The organism is Streptomyces sp. GLSS-08, from assembly GCF_056387915.1.
In genome coordinates, this window is record NZ_JBWJAQ010000004.1 from 264,365 (window position 1) to 285,015 (window position 20,651).

Consider the following 20,651-nt stretch of genomic DNA (forward strand, 5'->3'; position numbering starts at 1 on the left):
CCTGCGGTCCGCTATCCCCGCTTCAGGTGCTGCGTGAGCTGCTGGAACGTCGCCCAGGACCGCGGGTCCTTCCCGTCGCCGAGCGGGTAGTGCAGGGCGGGCCCGGCCGCGGGACCCAGCGGGACCGGGCGGACGGCGACGGGCGGGCGCCGAGCGTGGGCGAGACCGATGCCGCGCACCTCGTCCGGGCCCAGGGTGAGGGAGAAGGGCACGGGCGGAGCCTCCAGCAGCGGGGGCGCGGTCAGGTCCCGGCGGGCCCTGCGGACCGAGACGAGCAGGCTGACCAGGGCGTGGTCGCCGACGAGGACCCCGGCGAGGTCCTGGACCGCGTCGAGGGGCAGCTCCTCGTCCTCGCCGAAGCCGAGGGTGAGGAGCATGTCCTCCTCCACACCCGCCCCCGTACGCGTCACCCGCAGGGTTCCGACCGCGGGCCGCGCCGGGTCGCCCACGGCGATCAGGTGGGTGGCGGCCGGCGCCCGCCCGTGCGCCAGATCCGTCAACTGCCGGGGCGACCAGGGCAGGTTGACCGGCTCGGCCGTGCCCCAGCCGGCGGGCGGCGTCCCGGTGAGGGCCCGCCAGGCCGTCTCCAGCGCCCCGCCGAGGAGCAGGTTCGGGTCGGCGGCGTGCCGGGTGCGGAACGCGACGTGGAGCTGCCGCTCGGCGGTGGGGCCGGTGGCGGAGAACGCGCGGGCCACCGTCGCCCTCCCGTCGGCGGTGAGGGCGGGCGTGAAGGTGCCGCCCTGCCAGCGCAGTACGGCCCCGGACAGCCCGTCGTAGTACCCGCAGTCCGGGTCCTCGACGACCCAGCGGTTGGGTACCCGGGCCAGCGTGGTGCGGGCGGCCGGACTCAGCCGGACGTGCGGCGGGGTCACGATCTGCAGGGCGCGGCGCGAGCCGGACGCCTCCCGCAGGATCTCCGACAGCCACGAGGTCAGGGCGATCACCGGCCGGTCGGCCAGGACGACGGCGGTGCTGTCGGTGAGCACGTCGACGGCCGGCAGACCGACCGCCGCACGCGCCGTCACGGAGGCGTCCGCGCCGTCCGTGCCGCGACTCCCGGCGGCGGCCTGCGGCTCCCCGCCGTCCGTCCCGCGGCTCCCGGCGGCGGCCTGCGGCTCCCCGCTCTCCGTCCCGGGGCTTCCGGCGGTGGCCTGTGGCTCCCCGCCCTCCGCCCCGCCGCTCCCGGCGGCCTGCGGCTCCCCGTCCGTAGCGGGCTCCGCGGTCTCCGGTGCCGGTACGGCGGAGGTGTCCACCACCTCCGTACGCGCCGCGCCCGCCGGCCAGGTGATGCCGCCCAGCAGGGCGTTGAGCCGGCCGCAGACGGAAGCGGCGAGGCGCTCCGCCTCCGGCACCGCCGTGGAGGCGCGGGCCTCGGTCCACCAGAACGGCAGGGGCACACCGGCGGCCGACGGTCCGAGCAGACGCTGCGCCTCGCCCGGCACCTGGACGAGGACCGGCGCCTCGACGGAGACGAGCGGGCGGCCTCCCGGCCCGTGGAGCTGGATGACCGCTCCGTCGGCCGCCGCGGACACCCCCAGGTCGGGGCCGCCCGCGTACAGGCCGGTCAGCAGGGCCCAGACGTCGGGCATCTTCGGGGTGAGAGCGATGACGTCCTTGGTCACGGGCGTTCGGCTTCCTCGGTGTCGGAGAGTGCGGTCTGGATGAGCTGGTGGTGGCGGCCGCGGCGGACCATCGTGCCGCGTCCCGGCGGCTGCGCCGAGGCGTACAGGCCCGGGAAGAGCTGGCCCTCGGTGCGGTCACCGGTCATCACGAGCGCGGCGGTGCCGGTCTCGCGCAGCGTCGTCAGCAGCGGCTCGTACAGGGCGCGGGAGGACCCGGCGACGCGGCGGGCGATGACGAAGTGCAGCCCGATGTCCTGGGCGGAGGAGACGTACGGCAGGAAGGGCGTCAGCGGCTGCTGGCCCGCCGTGGTGAGGATGTCGTAGTCGTCGACCAGGATCACGATCCGCGGCCCGCTGAAAGCGGGTTCGGCGCTCAGCGTGTCCGGGTCCGCGCTCTCCGGCAGCCGCTTGTCCAGTTCGGTCGCGATGCCGCCGGCCAGCGCGGCGGACAGCTTCGCGTTGTGCGCGTAGCCGCCGCGGTACGCCTCCGGGATCACCCCGCGCAGCCCGCGGCGCGGGTCGAAGACACCGAAGACCAGCTCCTCGTCGCTGTACCGCTCGACGAGCCGTCCGGCGATCAGCTTCAGCAGGTTCGTCTTGCCGCACTCGTTGTCGCCCAGGATCAGCAGATGCTGGTCGCTCCCGAACAGGTCGAGGAGGGCGGGCGCGAGCGCGTCCTGGTCCACGCCGAGCGGCACACGTCGCGGCTCGGCGGCCACGGAGGGCAGCCGCGCCGCCGGCAGGCGGGTCGGCAGCACCCGGACGGGCGGCGCCACGTCACCGTGCCAGGTGGCCCGGATCGTGCGCGCCGCCTCCTCCAGCGCGGGCCCGATGTCGTCCGTGGACGGCGAACCGTCGATGCGTGGCAGCGCGACCTGCGCGAACAGCTTCCGGTCCGTGAGGACCCGGCCCGGGGTGTCCGCGGCAAGCGTCTCGGACAGCTTGCGGTCGACGGAGGAGTCGGCCGGGTCGTTCAGCCGCAGCTCGACGCGCGTGCCGAACATGGACTGGGTGGCGATCCGCACGTCGTTCCAGCGCAGCATGCCGGCGACCACGTGGATGCCGTACCCGCCGCCGCGCTTGAGCAGGTCCGTCACCGAGTCGTCGAGTTCGGCGAACTCGTCGCGCAGCGCCCCGAATCCGTCGACGAGCAGGACGACGTCGGTCGAGCCGAGCTCCGCGAGGCGGCCCTGCGCCCGCAGCCGGCGCAGCTGCTCGACGGAGTCGATGCCGTGCTCGCGGAACAGCTCCTCGCGCTCGGCCAGCATCGCCCGCACCTCGGCGACCGTCCGGGCGGCCCGCTCGTGGTCGGCGCGCCCGGCGACCCCGCCGACGTGCGGCAGCCCGGCCAGCGCCGACAGACCGCCGCCGACCAGGTCGAGCCCGTAGACGGCGACGTCGTACGGGGTGTGCGTGGCCGCCAGGGCCAGCGCGAGGGTCCGCAGCAGGGTGGTCTTGCCGGACTGCGGTCCGCCGATGACGGCGGCGTGCCCGCCGGCGACGGTCAGGTCGAGCAGCCACTTGCCCTGCCACTGGCCGGCCGGGTCGTCGAGCACGCCGAGGGGCACGCGCATCGCCCCGGCCGGACCGTCGGCCAGGTGCAGCCCGCGCTCGGTGACCTGGACGGGCCCCGCGGCCGCGTCGAGGGTGACGGCGGCCGGCAGCGGCGGCAACCAGATCCGGCGCACCGGCGGAGCCGCCCCGGCCAGCTGGTCGACCATCACCGACATCACGGTCGGTCCGGTCTCCCGCTTGGTCGCGGCGGGCTCGGAGCCGCCCTCGGCGGGGGCCGTGCCGAGGGTGTTGAAGGCGGGATAGGGCCAGGCGAGCGGCTCGTCGTCCCGCTGGTCGCGCAGGGCCGGGCCCCGGTGGGCGCCGGACACGTACCCCGCCTTGAACCGCTCGTACATCGAGGTGTCGACCTTCAGATAGCCGAAGCCCGGCAGCGGCGGCAGGTGGAAGGCGTCGGTGGTGTCCAGCACCGTGCGCGACTCGTCGGGGGAGAAGGTGCGCAGACCGAGGCGGTACGACAGATAGGTGTCCAGCCCCTTCAGCTTGCCGCCCTCGATGCGCTGGCTGGACAGCAGCAGGTGCACGCCGATGGAGCGGCCGATGCGGCCGATCGACAGGAACAGGTCGATGAAGTCCGGCTTGGCCGTGAGGAGTTCGCCGAACTCGTCGATGACGACGAACAGGTGCGGCAGCGGCTCCAGATCGGGCCGTGCGGCGGCGCGCAGGGCCGCGTAGTGCCCGATGTCGGCGACGTTCCCCGCGTCCTTCAGCACCTGCTGGCGGCGCTTGACCTCGCCGGCGAGGCTGGTGTGGACGCGCTCGACGAGCCCGGCCTGGTTCTCCAGGTTCGTGATGACCCCGGCCACGTGCGGGAGTTCGGTGAAGGGCGCGAAGGTGGCACCGCCCTTGTAGTCGACCAGGACGAGGGCCAGGTCCTCCGGGGAGTGGGTGGCGGTGAGCGCCAGCACCAGCGTGCGCAGCAGCTCGCTCTTTCCGGAACCGGTCGCGCCCACGCACAGCCCGTGCGGCCCCATGCCCAGCTCGGAGGACTCCTTCAGGTCCAGCAGCACCGGCTCATGACGGTCCGTCAGGCCGATGGGTACGCGCAGGAACTCACGCTCGCCGCGCGGTGCCCACAGCCGGGCCATGTCCAGCCCCGCCGGATCCTCGACGCCGAGCAGACCGGGGAAGTCGACGGGCCCGGACACCGGGGTCCCCTCGGCCGCGGACTCCGCCGACAGCCGCAGCGGGGCGAGCAGCCGCGCCAGCCCCTCGGCGCCCGCGGGGCTCACCGCGTCCGCCGTGCCCTGCGCCACCGCGGACGGCTCGCGCAGGTCCTCCACCGTCACCTGGTCGCCGTCGACGCGGATACGGACGCCGACCTGGTCCGGCTCGTGCACCTGCCGCTCCAGCAGGTGCAGCACGGTGACGCCCATGTCCGGCAGCTCGACCACCGTGTCCGGCCGCGGGAGTTCGGCGGCCGTCTCGCCGTACTCGTCGCTCACCACCAGCAGCCGGCTCGTCATCCGCAGCGCGTCCCGGCCGGACAGACCCCGCCGCACCTCCGCCGCGTACGACGCGCGCCGGTCCAGCTCGGGCCGGCACAGCGCGGCGAGCTGCGGCAGGCTCGGGGCGATCCGGCGGGCGGCGACCGGCCCGTCCTGCTCCTGCGGATCGAGCACGTGGGGCAGCCACTTGGCCCACTCCCAGTCGGCCAGCCGCTCCCCGGGGATGCCGAGGGCGACGGCCACGTCGTCCGGGGCGTGCGTGACGGCGGTCTGGATCAGCAGGGCGCGGGCGACCCGCAGCACGCCCTCGCGGTCGCCGACGATGCTCACGTTGCCCGCGCGGTCCAGCGGCACCGTCAGCGGACAGTCACTGGCGACCGAGTACCGGGCCAGCAGTGCCCGCGCCTCGTTGAGCATGAACGGGTCCGGCGGTGTCATCACCCCGCCGGAGTTCGAGTCGATGGCCAGCTCCTGCACCGGCACGTCGCCCGTGCCCACCCGCACCCGCAGGAAGTCCGGGTCCTGACGCCGCCGCTCCCACAGACGGGCCGGATCCCGTACGAGGTCGTAGAGCCCCTCCGGGGGCGGGTTGAGGACCCGGGCCAGCCGGCGCCGCTCCCGCTCGGCGGCACCGAACTCCTCGCGCAGTTCCTCCAGATACTCCAGATACCGCTCGCGCTGGGCCCGCCGGGTGCGCTGCGCCTTGCCGCGCTGGGACAGGAACAGGGCGACCGCGCCGAGCAGCGCGAGGACCAGCACCATCGCGCCGAGCGCCGCGAACTGGCTGTTGCGGATGACGGTCATCATGACGACCGAACCCATCACGCCGGCCATGGGCAGCAGGGCCGTCGCCGCGTTGCCGAGCTTGCCCTCGGGCAGGTTCGGCGGCGGTTCGACCGTGCGCGGCCCGGCGGGCGCGAGCGGCCGGGTCGAGCGGGCGGGCCGGTGTATCAGACTCTGGGTCACGGACGGACCCCTTCTCGGACGGCTCCGGTGTCGTGACGTGCTGCGGCGCTGCGGCGGGCGGTCATCGCACCCTCGTCGCGCGCCGCATGGCCTCGGCGGCGAGGCGGACGGTGGCGTCGCGGGTGGCCTGCCCGAGCAGGTCGGTGCGGATGGGGCCGCCGCCCGCAAGATGCCGGTCGTAGGGGAGCGGGACGACGGTGACGCCCGTCTCCTTCAGGTGCGCGGTGGCCGCCTTGACGTCCAGCACCAGGTCGGGCGAGCCCGCGGTGAGCGCGACCACCGTGGAGGCGAGCGCGGCGTGCGGCAACTGGGCCAGCCAGTTGAGGACCTGGCGGGTTCCGTTGACGCCCTCGGCCGTCGTCGGCGAGACGACCACCCGGGCGTGCGCGGTGTCCATCGCCGTACGGGCCACCTCGCCTGGCAGGCTCTCGCAGTCCACCACCGTCACAGCGAAGTACCGGCGCAGCGCCAGCGTCACCGTGCGGTACGTCGGCACGTCCAGCGGGGCGCCGACGCGGCCCCGGCTCGCGGGCAACAGCCAGCCGCCGTCCGCGACCGGCACCAGGTAGCCGGTGACGTCGTTCAGCCGCATGGACGGGCTGAGGACCTGCGCCAGGTCGGCGCACGCCCAGCGCACGGACTCCGCGCCCATCCGCACGGGCAGGGTGCCGAGCGCGGCGTCCGCCTCCAGCGTGAGCACCGGGTCGTGCCGGTAGTGGTTGAAGGTGCGGCCCAGCAGCGCGGAGACCGTGGACTTGCCGACGCCACCGCGGATCGACGTCACCGCGATGACCCGGCCGGTGGTGACGGGCTGCTGCAACTCCCGGGCGATCCGGGTCTCTTCGGTCACGTCCTGGGCGGCCGACGCGGTCAGCCGGCGCAGCGAGCGTCCGGTGCGCCGGGTGATCGAGTCCCCGTGCTGCGGCCGGCCCAGGGCCCGCGCGAGCCGGGGATCGACGGTGGGCACGGACTCCGGCGCGGACGCGGGCAGCCGGGGCTCCCGCGAGCCGCCCGGCACGGGACTGCCCCCGGCCGGCTGCCCCTCGCCCGCCGCGGCCGACAGGACCGGGGCCGGCGGGCCGCCGCCGGGCGCCTGCCCGGCGGGCCGCCCGGGAGGCACGGGCGCGGGGACGGCGGACTCCGCCGGCGAGGGGGCGGGAAGCGGTGCTTGCGTGGGCGTGGCGGGGCGCCCGGGCGCGGGGATCGCGGACTCCGCCGACGCCCCGGGGTGCACGGCGGCGGCGGGAGGTGCGGGCTGCCCGGTCGCGGGGGCAGTCGGCCCGGTGGATCGGGGCGGATGCACGAGACGCAACGCAGGCTCGCCCCGCCGCCCCCCGGAACCGGCGGAGCCCGGCCCCCCACCCGGCCCGAAACCCCCGGCCCGCCCGACGGCACCGGCGTGCCCTGCGCCGACACCGGGCTGCCCGACGGTACCGGGCTGCTCTACGGCACGGGCGTGTCCCACGGCACCGGGCTGCCCGACCGAACCGGCGTGCCCTGCGCCGGCACCGGGCTGCCCGACGGCACCGGGCTGCTCTACGGCACCGGGCTGCCCGGCGGCACCGGCGTGCCCTACAGCCCCCACGTGCCCGGCGGCACCCGCACGTCCTGCCGCACCGGCCTGCTCCACGTGCCCCACGGCGCGGGACGGCTCCCCGGCGTCGGGCCGCTCCGTACGCGGCGGTGTCGCCGGGCCCGCGGCCGGCGTCCCGGCGGGTGCGGTCGTCTCCGCCTGTTGCAGGCGGCGCAGCACGTCCCGCTGCCAGTCCCCTCCCTGTCCCTGTCCCTGTTCCTGCGCCATGTCCGCCCCTTATGCGAAGGTGTCGAGCAGTCGTCCGTACACGCCGAACACGCCGAGGACCAGCGGGAACAGGGCGATCACCCCGACGGATTCGAGTACGTCGCCGGCGCGCCGCAACCGTACGCGCACATGTTCGGCGGGCTGGACCGCGAGCACCAGGAGCGGCAGCAGCGCGAGCCCGGCCAGCACGGCCAGCGGCCCCGCCGCACCGGACCGCTCCAGCCACACGGAGATCAGCCGCACGGCGAGCACGGCCCCCGCGAGCAGCAGCACCACGACCTCCGCGACCAGCGGAAAGGCGCGGGCGCGAAGTGCGAGCACCGCCGTCGTGACGGCGGCGAGCAGCACCGTCCACACGGTGGGCTCCCGCAGGGCGAGCACACCCGCGGCCGCCGCGGAGACGGCCACGGTGACCGTCGCCAGCGCCAGCCCCCGGTGCGTGGCGGCGAGCGCCGCCGTCACCTGGTACCTGCTCACCGAGGCGCCGCCCGACCGCCGGTCGTCGAGACCGGAGAGCCCCGAGGCCATCAGCGCCAGCCGGGGCAGCAGCCCGAGCACGACGACGGACCCGACGGCGAGCAGGGCGCCCGCCCTGGCCTGCTCCCCGGCGCTCGCCGCCCCCGACTGGAGGGCGACGGCCGCCTCCCAGCACACGCCCGTCGCGGCGAGGGCGGCGCCACCGACCAGCCCGCCGCGCCCGAGCGGCGTGAACCGGCCGAGCAGGACGAGCGTCACGACGACGGCCGCAGCCGGTCCCCCCGACTGCACCGCCGTCGGCCAGTCACGGGCGTCGCCCAGCGTCCAGGCACCGAGCGCGCCCAGCGCCCCGCCGGTGGTGACCAGCGTGGCGGCCACCCCGCGCCGCCCGGCCCGCCCGAGCAGCACACCCGCGAGTGCGGCGACCGCGGCGGCGGCCAGCAGCCCGCCGCCGACGGCCCCGTGCCCGTACGCGCCGCGTGCCACCAGCCCGGTGACGAGCGCCCAGCCGACCGTCGCGAGTCCGGCCACGACCCGCCGGACGGCGGGCCGCCAGCGCCAGGCACGCCCGTCGAGGTCGTCGGCCGTCTCGTCGCTGACGTCGTGCACCACCGGAGCGGACGGCGCGTCCTCGGCCCGTACGAGCCGCAGCACGGCACCGTCGGGCACCCCCGCGGACTCCAGCGTGCTGTCGTGCGCGAGCGCGGAGCCGTCCGCGGTGACCAGGTGCCGCAGCTGGGGACGGTCAGCGACCCGGTCGCCGAGCAGCCGCAGAACCTCGGGCAGCAGCAGCCCGACGGGTTCCCGGGACGGCAGTACGAGGTCCACGCGCTGCCGCTCGCCGACCAGGGTCACCCTGCTCAGCGCCGCGCGGTCACCCGGACCCGGCTGAATGGAAGCCCCCGCAGATATCACGAATTCGAACCTATCACCGGGTAGAAGGGGTCGTTGAGGACGCGGAGGGCCCCGCCGAGGGCCCCGGTGACGACGGCGCGGAAACCCCCGAAGAGGGCTGTACGGGACCGCCGTTCGGGTTCTTGCCGATGATCCGGTGCGACACGAACGACCACCCCACGCATCCCGCGCACAGCACCGCCGCGATCACCACCCCGGCGAACACCTTGCCCAACCGCTCGTCCACCGAACGGCGTTGCCGCTGCGCCCCGAACAGCAGGGCGTCGCGCAGCCGCCGCCGGCGTACCGACACGGACTCCAGCAGCTGGCTGTCGTACTCCTGGGCCGTCACGACGAACCCTTCCTGCCAGGAGTGCTGGCGATCACGGTGCTTCCCCGGGCGGGCGCGTCCCACGCGCGGTGGCACACGGACGTGCCGGGTGCCGGGCCGCGGCGGTCACCGCGGCCCGGCACCGGTCTGTGTCAGCCGATGTTGTCGACGGCGGCGCGGGCCTTGGCGAGGGTCGCCTGGGCGGTGCCGTCGTTCTGCTCCAGCGTGGTGCGCACGAGCCTGATGATGTCGCGGACCTCGTTGGCCGCGCGGTTCCAGCGGACTTCCTTGCCGTGGTAGTCGTCGGAGACGCCGTCGGCCTGGAACTCGGCCATCGCGGCCTGCACCGCACGGTCGCGGTCGCCGAGGACCCGCTCCAACTGGCCGATGATGCCCTGCAGACTGCCCTGCACCTCGGTGGAGGCGCCGGTGTCGTACGAGCGGCGGTCCTGGTTCTGACCCATGATCGAAATCCCCCTGAGTCGTCTATCGGGCGCCGAAGCGGGCCGCGTCGAAGTTGGCCTGCCCCATGTTCTGGTGGGCGTTGTCCTGCTGCTCGGTGTCACCGGTGCCGAAGGCGGTGTCCATGCCGCCCTGACCGCCCAGGATCGCGCCCAGCGAGCCGTTCAGCGCGTCGGTGATCTCGTCCGCGCGGCTCTTGAACGAGTCGAACGCGGCCTTGCCCGCGCCGTTGAACTTTCCTTCCAGCGGCTCCGCGGCCTGCACGAGCCACTTGATCAGAGTGCCCAGGTCGTCACTGGATCCGACCGTGCTCTTGCCGAGGTCCGCCAGGGTCGTGGAGCCCATGTCGAACTTCATGCATTCACCCCCGTGTATCGCGTATGACTCACCAGTACGTCGAACATCGTGACCCATGACGCGTTGCAGCGGCAACGCCGTTGGACGCCAAGTGACACGATCAGGACGTAACGCGGACTTGTTCGCGACTCCGGGTCTCCGCGCCCGTGCGGGGTGTTGACGGCCCCGGGAAAAAATCTTCGGGAGAGCGTGCAACCCTTCCGCGGGACAGCGGGTCTTGTTTGAGTCAGGACTCTTGGAGGGGGATCCGGGGGGATCGCGGGGGTTCTGACGGGGGAGGGGAAAGCCGAAGGGGCCCGGTCGACGGACCGGGCTCCTTCGAAATCGCGCTGACCACCGGACCACCCGGCCCCAGGGAGCCCCGCCCACCACGGGGTTTCGGGACCTCGGGCCCGCCTAGAAGAACACCCCGCACCGCAGCAGCACGTTCGCGTACGGCCGTGCCTCCCCGGTGCGCACGATCAGCCGCGCACCCGCCGACCGCGACTTGAGCTCCTCGTGCGAGACCAGTTCCAGTGCGGGCAGGCGCGACCGGAGCAGGGCCGCCGCCTGCGGGTTCGCCTCCTGGACCTCGTGGGCGGCCGTGCCGCCCTCCACCACCAGCTCCGCCAGCAGCCCGTCGAGGACCTCCGCGAACGACGGCACCCCGGCCCGGAAGGCCAGGTCCACCAGGCGCGGCCCGTCCGGGACCGGCAGCCCCGCGTCGCACACCAGCACCCCGTCACCGTGCCCCAACTCGGCGATGGCGCCCGCGAGATGACGGTTCAGTATTCCGGCCCTCTTCACAGCGCGGCGACCTCCTCGGCGGTGGGGAACGACACCTGCGCGCCCTCCCTGGTGACGGCGGCGGCCCCCACCCGGGCCGCGTACGCGGCGGCCTCGGCCAGGGACGAGCCGGTCCCCAGACGCCAGGCCAGCGCCGCGGTGAACGCGTCGCCCGCCCCGGTGGTGTCCACCGCGTCGACCCGCACCGACGGGACCCGGGCCGTGCCCTCCGCGTCCGCCACCAGCGCGCCGTCGGCGCCGAGCGTGACGACCACCGAGCGCGGTCCGAGGGCGAGCAGGGCCCGCGCCCAGTCCTCGGGCCGGTCCCCCGCCGCGTCGCCGAGCACCACGCGGGCCTCGTGCTCGTTCACGATCAGCGGGTCGCACGCGGCCAGCACCTCGGCGGGCACCGGCACCGGCGGTGACGGGTTCAGGACGAAGCGACCGCCGGCCGGCAGGCCCCGTACGGTCTCCACGACCGTCTCCAGCGGGATCTCCAGCTGCGCCGAGACCACGCGGGAGGCCCGGAAGAGGTCCCCGGCCGCGCGGACGTCCTCGGGGGTCAGCCGCCCGTTCGCACCGGGCGAGACGACGATGCTGTTGTCCCCGGACGGGTCGACCGTGATCAGTGCGACCCCGGTCGGCGCCCCGCCGACGAGTACGCCCGCCGTGTCGACACCGGCCGCGCGCTGCGAGTCGAGCAGCAGCCGTCCGTGCGCGTCGTCGCCGACCCGCGCGAGCAGGGCCGTACGGGCGCCGAGCCGGGCGGCGGCGACCGCCTGGTTGGCGCCCTTGCCGCCCGGGTGCACGGCGAGGTCGGAGCCGAGCACCGTCTCCCCGGCCGCGGGACGCCGCTCGACCCCGATCACCAGATCGGCGTTGGCCGATCCCACGACCAGCAGGTCGTAGTCGTACATCAGCACACTCTTTCCGTACGTCCACGGGGCGCACCCCGTACGTCGACGGGAGCCGGGTCCGGCCCCCGTATGCCGACGGGGACCGGGTACGGACCCCGCCTGTCGATGAGGGCCGGGTCCGGCCCCCGTACGCCGATGCGGGCCGGGTCCGGAGCAAGCGCCCCCGACCCGGCCCGTCCGTCAGCCGCCGAACCCGGCCACGTTCTTGGACGTGACCACCTTCACCGGCACCTTCACGGTCTTGTCGACCTTCTCGCCCTCGGCGGCGGCCAGCGCGTTGCGCACCGCGATCCGGCCGAGTTCCCTGGGCTGCTGCGCCACGGAGGCGTACAGGGTCCCCGCCTCGACCGCCTTCAGTCCGTCGGGGGTGCCGTCGAAGCCGATGACGGCGACCGACTTTCCGGCCTTGGAACCGAGCGCCTTGATCGCGCCGAGCGCCATCTCGTCGTTCTCGGCGAAGACGCCCCGCACGTCCGGGTGGGCCTGGAGCATGTTGGTCATGACGTCGAGGCCCTTGGTGCGGTCGAAGTCGGCGGGCTGCTTCGCGACGACCTTGATGCCGGGGTGCTCCTTCAGGCCCGCGGCGAACCCGGCGCCCCGCTCACGGCTGGCGGAGGTGCCCGCCTGGCCCTGAAGGATCACGATGGTGCCACGCCCGCCGAGCCTGTCGGCGAGGGTCTCGGCGGCGAGCTTGCCGCCCGCGACGTTGTCGGAGGCGACCAGCGCCGCCGTGTCGGCCTTGTTCACGCCCCGGTCGACCCCGACCACGGGGATGCCGGCCTTGTTCGCGGCGCGCACCGCGGGACCGGCCGCGTCCGAGTCCACCGGGTTGACGACGATCGAGCCGAGGCCTTCGCTGGTGAAGTTCTGCAGCTGGTTGGCCTGCTGGGAGGCGTCGTTCTGCGCGTCCGTGACGGTCAGGTCCGCGCCCCGCTTCCTCGCCTCCTCCTGCGCGCCCGCCTTGATCTGCACGAAGAAGGGGTTGTTCAGGGTCGACAGGGACAGCCCCACCTTCTGGGTCGTGCCGCCCGACGAGCCGTTGTGCAGGAAGGACATCGCGCCCACGACGGCCGCCGCGACCACGGCCGCCAGCACGTAGGTGCCCGCCTGCCGCGCCCGGCCGCCCGGAGTGCCCGTCCCGGCGGCCGCCGGGGTCGCCCCCGCCTTGCGCCGCACCGTGTCGAGCAGCACCGCCAGCGCGATGACGACACCGATCACGACCTGCTGCCAGAAGGCCGACACGGACAGCAGGTTGAGGCCGTTGCGCAGCACCGCCAGGATCAGCGCGCCGATCAGCGTGCCGGACGCCTTGCCCGTGCCGCCCGCCAGCGAGGCGCCGCCGATGACGACCGCGGCGATCGCGTCGAGTTCGTAGCCCTGCGCGGCCTGCGGCTGCGCGGAGGACAGCCGGGAGGCGAGCACGATGCCCGCCGCCGCGGCGAACAGACCGGACAGCGCGTAGATCGCGAGCTTCTGCTTCTTCACCCGCAGCCCGGACAGGCGCGCCGCCTCCTCGTTGCCGCCGATGGCGTACATGGAGCGCCCGATGTACGTGCGGCCGAGGATCAGGGCCGTGAGCAGGCCCATCACGATCATCACGAGCACCGGCACCGGCAGCCAGCCGCCGAGGGTGTCGCCGAGGTGCGAGACGGAGCCGGGGAAGGGGATCGGGCTGCCCTGCGAGATCACCAGGGACAGGCCGCGGCCCACCGAGAGCATGGCGAGCGTCGCGATGAACGGCGGCAGTTTCCCGTACGAGATCAGCACGCCGTTGACCAGGCCGCACGCGATGCCGGTGGCGACCGCGAGGAGCACCGCCATCCATACCGGGACGCCCTGGGAGGTCGCCGTCCAGGCGAGGACGGTGGCCGACAGCGCGGCGACGGAACCGACCGACAGGTCGATGCCCGCCGAGACGATCACGAAGGTGACGCCGAAGGCGAGGATGGCGGTCACGGCCGCCTGGACGCCGATGTTGAGCAGGTTGTCGGTCGTCAGGAAGTCGCCGGACAGCGCCGACATCGCGACGACGAGGACGATGAGCGCGGTCAGCGCGCCGTTGTCCAGGAGAAGGCGGCGGACCGCCGAGGCGCCACCGGCGCCCGGTGAGCTCTTGAGCGTGTCAGTGGCCACGGGAGTCCTCCACTGCGGTAGTTCCGGTGTGGGTGGGGGCGGACGTGCTGACGGCGAGTGCCATCACCGCGTCCTGGGTCGCTTCGGCGGCCGGGAGTTCGCCGGCGATCCGGCCCTGGGCCATGACCAGCACCCGGTCGCTCATGCCGAGCACCTCGGGCAGGTCGCTGGAGATCATCAGGACGGCGGCGCCGGCGGCGGTCAGTTCGTTGACGAGCTGGTAGATCTCGACCTTGGCGCCGACGTCGATACCGCGTGTCGGCTCGTCGAGGATCAGCACCTTGGTGTCGGCGAGCAGCCACTTGCCGATGACGACCTTCTGCTGGTTGCCGCCGGACAGGGTGCGCACGTGCTGGCCGAGTCCGGCCATCCGCACCCCGAGCTGCTTCGCGATGCGGGCGGCGGCCTCCCGCTGCCCCTTGAGGTCGACGAGCCCGCCGTGGGTCGCCCGGCGCAGGGTGACCAGGCCGAGGTTCTCCTCGACGGAGGCGTCGAGCAGCAGCCCCTGGCCCTTGCGGTCCTCGGGGACGAGCCCGATGCCCGCCGTCATGGCGGCGCCGACGTCGTGGCGCGGCAGCCGGGCCCCGGCGACCTCGACGGACCCGCTGTCGTACGGGTCGGCGCCGAAGACCGCCCGGACGACCTCCGTGCGGCCCGCGCCGACCAGCCCGGCGATGCCGACGACCTCACCGGCCCGCACCTCGAAGGACACGTCGTGGAAGACGCCGTCCCGGGTGAGCCCCTCGACGGTCAGCAAGGCGGCCCCGGCGTCGAAGCGTTCGCGCGGGTACTGCTGCTCGATCGACCGGCCCACCATGAGGCGTACGAGGTCGTCCTCGGGGGTGGTGGCTGGCACCTGGCCGACGCTCCGGCCGTCCCGCAGGACCGTGACCCGGTCGCCCAGGGCGGCGATCTCCTCCAGGTGGTGGGTGATGAAGACGATGCCGACGCCGTCCTCGCGCAGCCGGCGCACGATGGCGAAGAGTTTCTCCACTTCCTCGGAGGTGAGCACCGCGGTCGGCTCATCCATGATCAGGATGCGGGCGTCCAGGCTGAGCGCCTTGGCGATCTCGACCATCTGGAGGCGGGCGATGCCCAGTTCACGCACCCGCGCCCGCGGGGAGACGTGCACGCCGACCCGTTCGAGCAGTGCGGCGGCGTCGGCCTCCATGGTCTTGCGGTCGATCAGCCCGAAGCGGCGCGGCTGGCGTCCCAGGAAGATGTTCTCGGCGACCGTCAGGTCCGGGACGAGGTTGAACTCCTGGTAGATGGTGGCGATCCCGAGGCGTTCGGAGTCCTGCGCCCCGTGGACGCGCGTCTCCTCGCCGTCGACGAGGATCCGTCCTGCGTCGGGCCGGTAGGCGCCGGAGAGCATCTTGATGAGGGTGCTCTTGCCGGCGCCGTTCTCGCCGAGCAGCACATGCACTTCACCGCGGCGCAGGTCGAAGTCCACGCTGTCGAGCGCGACGACGCCGGGGAAGGTCTTGCGTATGCCTTCGATACGCAGCAACTCGTCCGGGTGGCTCACGGGTTGCTCCTTTGCACGGGGGCGCTCTCGCCGCACGAGCGGCGCACGACGAGGCGGGCGGGGAGGGTGACGGACTGCGGGGGCCGTCCTTCGATGCGGTCGACCAGGGCGCGGACGGCGGCCCGGCCCAGGGCGCCGGTCGGCTGGGCGATCGCCGTGATCGGCGGATCGGTGTGGACGAACCACGGGATGTCGTCGAAGGCGGCGAGCGCGATGTCCTCGGGGACCCGCATCCCGCGCGCCCTGATGGCGTCCAGCGCACCGAGCGCCATCAGGTTGTCCGCGGCGAAGACGACCTCGGGCGGCTCGTCCAGGGCGAGGAACCCCTCGGTGGCCCGGCGTCCGCTCTCCGCCTGGAAGTCGCCCTGGCCCGTGTAGGCGTCGGGCAGCGCGATGCCGTACTCGGCGAGCGCCTCCCGGAACGCCTCGACGCGCTCGCTGCCGGTGGTGGTCGCCGCCGGGCCCGCGATGATGGCGAGCCTGCGGTGGCCGAGCCCGTGCAGGTGCGCGACGAGGTCGCGCACCGCCGCGCGTCCGTCCGCCCGCACCACCGGCACGTCCACGCCCGGGATCCAGCGGTCCACGAAGACCATCGGGGTCCCGGCGCGGACGGCGTCCAGCATGGCGGGGGAGCCGCCGTCGGCGGGGGAGACGAGCAGCCCGTCGATCCGGCGGTCGAGCAGTGTACGGACGTGGTGGTCCTGGAGGTCGGGCCGCTCGTCGGCGTTGCCGATGATGACGCTGTAGCCGAGGGCGCGGGCCTCCTCCTCCACGGAGCGGGCCAGCTCGGTGAAGTACGGGTTGAGCACGTCGCTGATGACCAGGCCGAGGGTGCGGGTCTGGTCGGTGCGCAGGGAGCGGGCGACGGCGTTCGGGCGGTAGCCCAGGGTCTGGACGGCGGTCAGGACACGGGCGCGTGCGTCCGCGCTGACCGACGGATGGTCGTTCAGGACGCGCGAGACCGTGGCGACGGAGACGCCCGCCTCGGCAGCGACGTCCTTGATGCTCGCCATCGTCGCTCCACCTCCTCGTGGAATCGATTACACGGGAGATTGGAATCGATTACACGCCCGAGGGCAAGGGGCGGGAGGTGGCCGAGATTCAATCGTGACCGACGGCGGGATTCCGCCTCTCGCGGGCCCCGGGCGGCCTCAGCCGGCCGCCAGCTCGCACCACACGTACTTGCCCCGGTTGCCGTGCCGTGCCAGCGGGTGCCAGCCCCACCCGGTGGCGCAGGCCTGCACCAGCGCCAGCCCGCGCCCCTGCTCCAGGTGTTCCTCGATCCCGGACGGCGCCGGTGGCTCCGGCGGTTCGGGGTCCGTGTCCCAGGCCCCGATCCGCAGGGTGTCCGGCGGCGACCAGCGCACCCGGAGGGCGGCGGGGCCCTTCGTGTGCCGTACGGCGTTGGAGACCAGCTCGGTCGCGAGCGGCTCGGCGACGTCGACGAGGCCGATCAGTCCGTGCATGGTGAGGATCAGACGAAGGGTGCGGCGGCTGACGGTGACGGCGCGGAGGTCGTTGGGGACGTGGAGGGAGTACTCCCAGGACTCGTTTTCGGGCATGCGTGTGAACTCCGTTCATGGGGGGGGAGTTGCGGGGCGGGCGGTGGCAGTGTCGCGCCCGTCATGGCAGGACGGGGCGGTGCGCTTCCGGGGTCCCGGCGTTTCCGCACGGTGTGCGTCGCGTCACTGACGGTAGGGCTAAACATTTAAGTCGCGCAAGCGGATCGCGTACCCTGACCCCGAACGAGGCACTTCCAAACGTGTGTTGGGAAGGGGAGCGATGGTGCTGAGAAGTGAGCCGACTGCGCGTCAGTTGCGCCTCGCTACCGAACTGCGCAGACTCCGGGACGCGGCGGGCCTCAGCGCGCGTGAAGCGGCGGCGTTGCTCGGGGTCAGTGCTCCGCAGATCAGTCAGATCGAGGCGGGCCTCGCGGGTGTGAGCGAAGGGCGGCTGCGTCGCTTGGCTTCCCACTATGCATGCACGGACGAGACATTCATCGACGCTCTCGTGGCCATGGCCACCGACCGTACACGTGGCTGGTGGGAAGAGGACCGGGGGCTGCTGCCGACGGCTTTCCTGGATCTGGCCGAACTGGAACACCACTCCACATATCGGCGCGACGTGGAGTTCCTCTGCATCCCCGGCCTGTTGCAGACGGAGGACTACGCCCGTGCCGCGTTCTCGTCCAGAATTCCCGAGCTGCCGGAGCAGGAGCGCGAGTTGCGCGTACGCCACAGGATGAGACGGAAGGTGATCCTCGACGTCCCGGCTCCGGTGCCGTACGAAGCCATCCTCCACGAGGCGGCGTTGCGCATCAGGGTCGGAGGCCGCGCCGTCGCGCGAACTCAGCTCGCCCGCGTTCTGGAAGCCTCTGAGGCGGATCACATCAACGTGCGTGTGATCCCTTTCGACCTGGACAATTTCGGTGCGGCGTGGAGCCCTGTGATGCTGGCCGGCGGGGGTGTGGCCAAGCTCGACACGGCCGTTCGTGACGCGCCGTATGGAACAGGTTTCATCGACTCGGAAGCTCAACTCGCGGTGTTTCGAACGCTCTTCCGTAGAATGGAGGGTGTGTCACTCGACCCCGGACGGTCGCGTGACTTCATTCAGAGACTGGCCAAGGAACTGTGAGACCTGTGACCACCCCCGACACCTGGCGGAAGTCGTCGTACTCCGGTGGCGGCGACGGCAACAACTGCGTGGAGGTCGCGGAATCCCCCACCCACGTAGCCGTCCGCGACACCAAAACCCCCGCCCGGGCAACCCTGACCTTCCCGGTCACCGCCTTCGCCCCCTTCGTCGAGGCCCTGAAAAGGGTGCCCCGAGCCGACTGCTGAAAGAGCTGTGAGGGACCCATGGACAATTGGCGGAAGTCGTCCTACTCCGGTGAGGGCGACGGCAACGACTGCGTGGAGATCGCGAACTCCGCCACCCACGTAGCCGTCCGCGACACCAAAACCCCCGCCCGGGCCACCCTGACCTTCCCGGTCGCCGCCTTCGCCCCCTTCGTCGAAGGGCTCAAGAAGGACCCCCGGCGCTGATCCCTGACGGGTGTCACACCTCACCGGTACGGTCGGATCATGTCCAATCAGGCGGGGACCCGCCAGGTGACCCTGGCGGTGGTGGAAGGCGTACTGGAGCGCATCACGTACGCCAACGAGGAGACCGGGTACACGGTCGCCCGGGTCGACACCGGCCGCGGTGCCGGTGATCTGCTGACCGTCGTCGGCTCGCTCCTCGGCGCGCAGGCCGGCGAGTCCCTGCGCCTGGAGGGCCGCTGGGGCTCCCACCCCCAGTACGGCAAGCAGTTCACCGTGGAGAACTACACGACGGTGCTGCCCGCCACCGTCCAGGGCATCCGCCGCTATCTCGGCTCGGGCCTGGTCAAGGGCATCGGCCCGGTCTTCGCGGACCGCATCACCCGGCACTTCGGCACGGACACGCTTCGCATCATCGAGGAGGAGCCCAAGCGCCTCATCGAGGTGCCCGGCCTGGGCCCCAAGCGTACGAAGAAGATCGCCGACGCCTGGGAGGAGCAGAAGGCGATCAAGGAGGTCATGCTCTTCCTCCAGAGCGTCGAGGTGTCGACCTCCATCGCCGTCCGCATCTACAAGAAGTACGGCGACGCGTCGATCTCGGTGGTGAAGAACCAGCCCTACCGCCTCGCGTCGGACGTCTGGGGCATCGGCTTCCTCACCGCCGACAAGATCGCCCAGTCCGTCGGCATCCCGCACGACAGCCCGGAGCGGGTCAAGGCGGGCCTGCAGTACGCCCTGTCGCAGTCCACCGACCAGGGTCACTGCTACCTCCCCGAGGAGCGGCTGATCGCGGACGCGGTGAAGCTGCTCCAGGTGGACACGGGTCTCGTCATCGAGTGCCTGGCCGAGCTGGCCGCGCCGCCGGAGGAGGGTGAGGAGCCCGGAGTGGTGCGCGAGAAGGTTCCGTCCCCCGAGGGCGGCGACCCGGTCACCGCGGTCTACCTGGTCCCCTTCCACCGTGCGGAACTGTCCCTGTCCGCGCAGCTGTTGCGCCTGCTGCGCACCGGCGAGGACCGGATGCCCGGGTTCCACGACGTGGACTGGACGAAGGCGCTCGCCTGGCTGAGGGGGCGTACGGGGGCGGAGCTGGCCCCCGAGCAGGAGGCGGCCGTCCGGCTCGCGCTGACGAAGAAGGTCGCCGTCCTCACCGGCGGGCCGGGCTGCGGCAAGTCGTTCACCGTGCGCTCGATCGTGGAACTGGCCCGCGCCAAGAAGGCGAGGATCGTCCTGGCGGCGCCCACGGGCCGGGCGGCCAAGCGCCTCGCGGAGCTGACCGGCGCCGACGCCTCCACCGTCCACCGGCTCCTGGAGCTCAAGCCCGGCGGCGACGCTGCGTACGACAGGGAGCGGCCGCTGGACGCCGACCTGGTGGTCGTGGACGAGGCCTCGATGCTGGACCTGCTCCTCGCGAACAAGCTGGTCAAGGCGGTGGCCGAGGGCGCCCACCTGCTGTTCGTGGGGGACGTCGACCAGCTGCCGAGCGTCGGCGCCGGCGAGGTCCTGCGCGACCTGCTCGCCGACGGCAGCCCCATTCCTGCGGTCCGCCTCACCCGCGTCTTCCGCCAGGCCCAGCAGTCCGGCGTGGTGACGAACGCCCACCGGATCAACTCCGGCCACCAGCCCGTCACCGAGGGCCTGAACGACTTCTTCCTGTTCGTCGAGGACGACACCGAGGAGGTGGGCCGGCTCACCGTCGACGTGGTGGCCCGGCGCATCCCCGCCAGGTTCGGCCTGGACCCGCGCCGCGACGTGCAGGTGCTCGCCCCGATGCACCGCGGGCCGGCGGGCGCGGGAGCGCTCAACGCCCTGCTTCAGCAGGCCGTCACACCCGCCCGCCCGGACGTGCCCGAGAAGCGCTTCGGCGGGCGCGTCTTCCGCGTCGGCGACAAGGTCACCCAGATCCGGAACAACTACGAGAAGGGCGAGAACGGCGTCTTCAACGGCACGGTCGGCGTCGTCACCTCGCTCGACCCGGACGAGCAGCGCCTGACGGTCCTCACGGACGAGGACGAGGAGGTGGCGTACGAGTTCGACGAACTGGACGAACTGGCGCACGCGTACGCCGTGACCATCCACCGCTCCCAGGGCAGCGAGTACCCGGCGGTGGTGATCCCGGTCACCACGAGCGCCTGGATGATGCTCCAGCGCAATCTGCTCTACACCGCTGTGACCCGCGCCAAGAAGCTGGTCGTCCTCGTCGGCTCCCGCAAGGCGATGGGCCAGGCGGTCCGCACGGTGTCCGCGGGCCGGCGGTGCACGGCCCTGGACCACCGCCTCGCCCCGCGTCCGTCCGGCCCCTGACGACGGGCCGGACCCCGGTGAGGACGGGTCAACGGG

The 20,651-nt window shown here is 73.4% G+C and carries 17 protein-coding genes; 4 read left to right on the plus strand and 13 right to left on the minus strand.

Features of this window, described 5'->3' with window-relative positions; translation table 11 throughout:
- Window positions 1-11: 11 nt before the first annotated feature.
- The 13 genes from AC0ZLC_RS09245 to AC0ZLC_RS09305 form a co-directional block, all read right to left on the minus strand.
- Window positions 12-1,622, minus strand: coding sequence for a DUF6177 family protein (locus AC0ZLC_RS09245; protein ID WP_476751405.1), 1,611 nt, complete (start codon window positions 1,620-1,622; stop codon window positions 12-14).
- Window positions 1,619-5,608, minus strand: coding sequence for a type VII secretion protein EccCa (eccCa, locus tag AC0ZLC_RS09250; protein ID WP_476751406.1), 3,990 nt, complete (start codon window positions 5,606-5,608; stop codon window positions 1,619-1,621). Before eccCa ends, AC0ZLC_RS09245 begins: the two co-directional genes overlap by 4 nt.
- A gap of 61 nt (window positions 5,609-5,669) precedes the next feature.
- Window positions 5,670-6,728, minus strand: a complete 1,059-nt coding sequence (locus tag AC0ZLC_RS09255; RefSeq protein ID WP_476751407.1) for a CpaE/TadZ family protein — start codon at window positions 6,726-6,728, stop codon at window positions 5,670-5,672.
- 690 nt (window positions 6,729-7,418) lie between these two features.
- Window positions 7,419-8,801 carry a type VII secretion integral membrane protein EccD gene (gene eccD, locus AC0ZLC_RS09260; RefSeq protein WP_476751408.1) on the minus strand — a complete coding sequence of 461 codons (1,383 nt, stop codon included), beginning with the start codon at window positions 8,799-8,801 and terminating at the stop codon, window positions 7,419-7,421.
- Window positions 8,802-8,814: 13 nt separating this feature from the next.
- Entirely contained in the window at window positions 8,815-9,132 is a 318-nt protein-coding gene (locus AC0ZLC_RS09265; RefSeq protein ID WP_476751409.1) for a hypothetical protein, read from the minus strand.
- Between the two features lie 131 nt (window positions 9,133-9,263).
- Window positions 9,264-9,575 carry a pore-forming ESAT-6 family protein gene (locus AC0ZLC_RS09270; RefSeq protein ID WP_121402948.1) on the minus strand — a complete coding sequence of 104 codons (312 nt, stop codon included), beginning with the start codon at window positions 9,573-9,575 and terminating at the stop codon, window positions 9,264-9,266.
- Window positions 9,576-9,597: 22 nt separating this feature from the next.
- The gene (locus AC0ZLC_RS09275; RefSeq protein WP_476751410.1) at window positions 9,598-9,930 is read right to left on the minus strand and encodes a hypothetical protein; all 333 of its coding nucleotides are present in this window, start codon (window positions 9,928-9,930) and stop codon (window positions 9,598-9,600) included.
- Between the two features lie 396 nt (window positions 9,931-10,326).
- Complete coding sequence (gene rbsD, locus AC0ZLC_RS09280; protein ID WP_476751411.1) at window positions 10,327-10,716, minus strand: D-ribose pyranase; 390 nt, start codon at window positions 10,714-10,716, stop codon at window positions 10,327-10,329.
- On the minus strand, window positions 10,713-11,612 hold the full coding sequence (locus tag AC0ZLC_RS09285) for a ribokinase (protein ID WP_476751412.1): 900 nt from the start codon (window positions 11,610-11,612) through the stop codon (window positions 10,713-10,715). Before AC0ZLC_RS09285 ends, rbsD begins: the two co-directional genes overlap by 4 nt.
- A gap of 180 nt (window positions 11,613-11,792) precedes the next feature.
- On the minus strand, window positions 11,793-13,745 hold the full coding sequence (locus AC0ZLC_RS09290) for an ABC transporter permease/substrate-binding protein (RefSeq protein ID WP_476751413.1): 1,953 nt from the start codon (window positions 13,743-13,745) through the stop codon (window positions 11,793-11,795).
- Entirely contained in the window at window positions 13,735-15,273 is a 1,539-nt protein-coding gene (locus tag AC0ZLC_RS09295) for a sugar ABC transporter ATP-binding protein (protein WP_476751414.1), read from the minus strand. Before AC0ZLC_RS09295 ends, AC0ZLC_RS09290 begins: the two co-directional genes overlap by 11 nt.
- Complete coding sequence (locus AC0ZLC_RS09300) at window positions 15,270-16,286, minus strand: LacI family DNA-binding transcriptional regulator (protein WP_358849833.1); 1,017 nt, start codon at window positions 16,284-16,286, stop codon at window positions 15,270-15,272. The genes AC0ZLC_RS09295 and AC0ZLC_RS09300 overlap by 4 nt, the downstream gene beginning before the upstream one ends.
- 138 nt (window positions 16,287-16,424) lie before the next feature.
- A complete protein-coding gene (locus tag AC0ZLC_RS09305) occupies window positions 16,425-16,835 on the minus strand; it encodes an ATP-binding protein (RefSeq protein ID WP_476751415.1) in 411 nt (136 codons plus the stop codon).
- Between the two features lie 220 nt (window positions 16,836-17,055).
- Here AC0ZLC_RS09305 and AC0ZLC_RS09310 point away from each other — a divergent pair, with 220 nt between their 5' ends.
- The 4 genes from AC0ZLC_RS09310 to recD2 are packed head-to-tail and all read left to right on the plus strand — an operon-like array spanning window position 17,056 to window position 20,615.
- Entirely contained in the window at window positions 17,056-17,907 is an 852-nt protein-coding gene (locus AC0ZLC_RS09310) for a helix-turn-helix domain-containing protein (protein WP_476751416.1), read from the plus strand.
- Between the two features lie 5 nt (window positions 17,908-17,912).
- Window positions 17,913-18,113, plus strand: coding sequence for a DUF397 domain-containing protein (locus tag AC0ZLC_RS09315; RefSeq protein WP_476751417.1), 201 nt, complete (start codon window positions 17,913-17,915; stop codon window positions 18,111-18,113).
- 18 nt (window positions 18,114-18,131) lie between these two features.
- Window positions 18,132-18,317: a DUF397 domain-containing protein gene (locus tag AC0ZLC_RS09320; RefSeq protein WP_476751418.1), complete on the plus strand. Its 186-nt coding sequence runs from the start codon at window positions 18,132-18,134 to the stop codon at window positions 18,315-18,317.
- 39 nt (window positions 18,318-18,356) lie between these two features.
- Window positions 18,357-20,615 carry an SF1B family DNA helicase RecD2 gene (recD2, locus tag AC0ZLC_RS09325; protein ID WP_476751419.1) on the plus strand — a complete coding sequence of 753 codons (2,259 nt, stop codon included), beginning with the start codon at window positions 18,357-18,359 and terminating at the stop codon, window positions 20,613-20,615.
- The last annotated feature ends 36 nt before the right edge of the window (window positions 20,616-20,651 follow it).

Coding starts and splice junctions, on each gene's coding strand:
- AC0ZLC_RS09320 (WP_476751418.1), top strand. CDS start 18,132: ATGGACAATTGGCGGAAGTCGTCCTACTCCGGTGAGGGCGACGGCAAC.
- AC0ZLC_RS09270 (WP_121402948.1), bottom strand. CDS start 9,575: ATGGGTCAGAACCAGGACCGCCGCTCGTACGACACCGGCGCCTCCACC.
- AC0ZLC_RS09310 (WP_476751416.1), top strand. CDS start 17,056: ATGGTGCTGAGAAGTGAGCCGACTGCGCGTCAGTTGCGCCTCGCTACC.
- AC0ZLC_RS09300 (WP_358849833.1), bottom strand. CDS start 16,286: ATGGCGAGCATCAAGGACGTCGCTGCCGAGGCGGGCGTCTCCGTCGCC.
- AC0ZLC_RS09285 (WP_476751412.1), bottom strand. CDS start 11,612: ATGTACGACTACGACCTGCTGGTCGTGGGATCGGCCAACGCCGATCTG.
- AC0ZLC_RS09275 (WP_476751410.1), bottom strand. CDS start 9,930: ATGAAGTTCGACATGGGCTCCACGACCCTGGCGGACCTCGGCAAGAGC.
- AC0ZLC_RS09305 (WP_476751415.1), bottom strand. CDS start 16,835: ATGCCCGAAAACGAGTCCTGGGAGTACTCCCTCCACGTCCCCAACGAC.
- recD2 (WP_476751419.1), top strand. CDS start 18,357: ATGTCCAATCAGGCGGGGACCCGCCAGGTGACCCTGGCGGTGGTGGAA.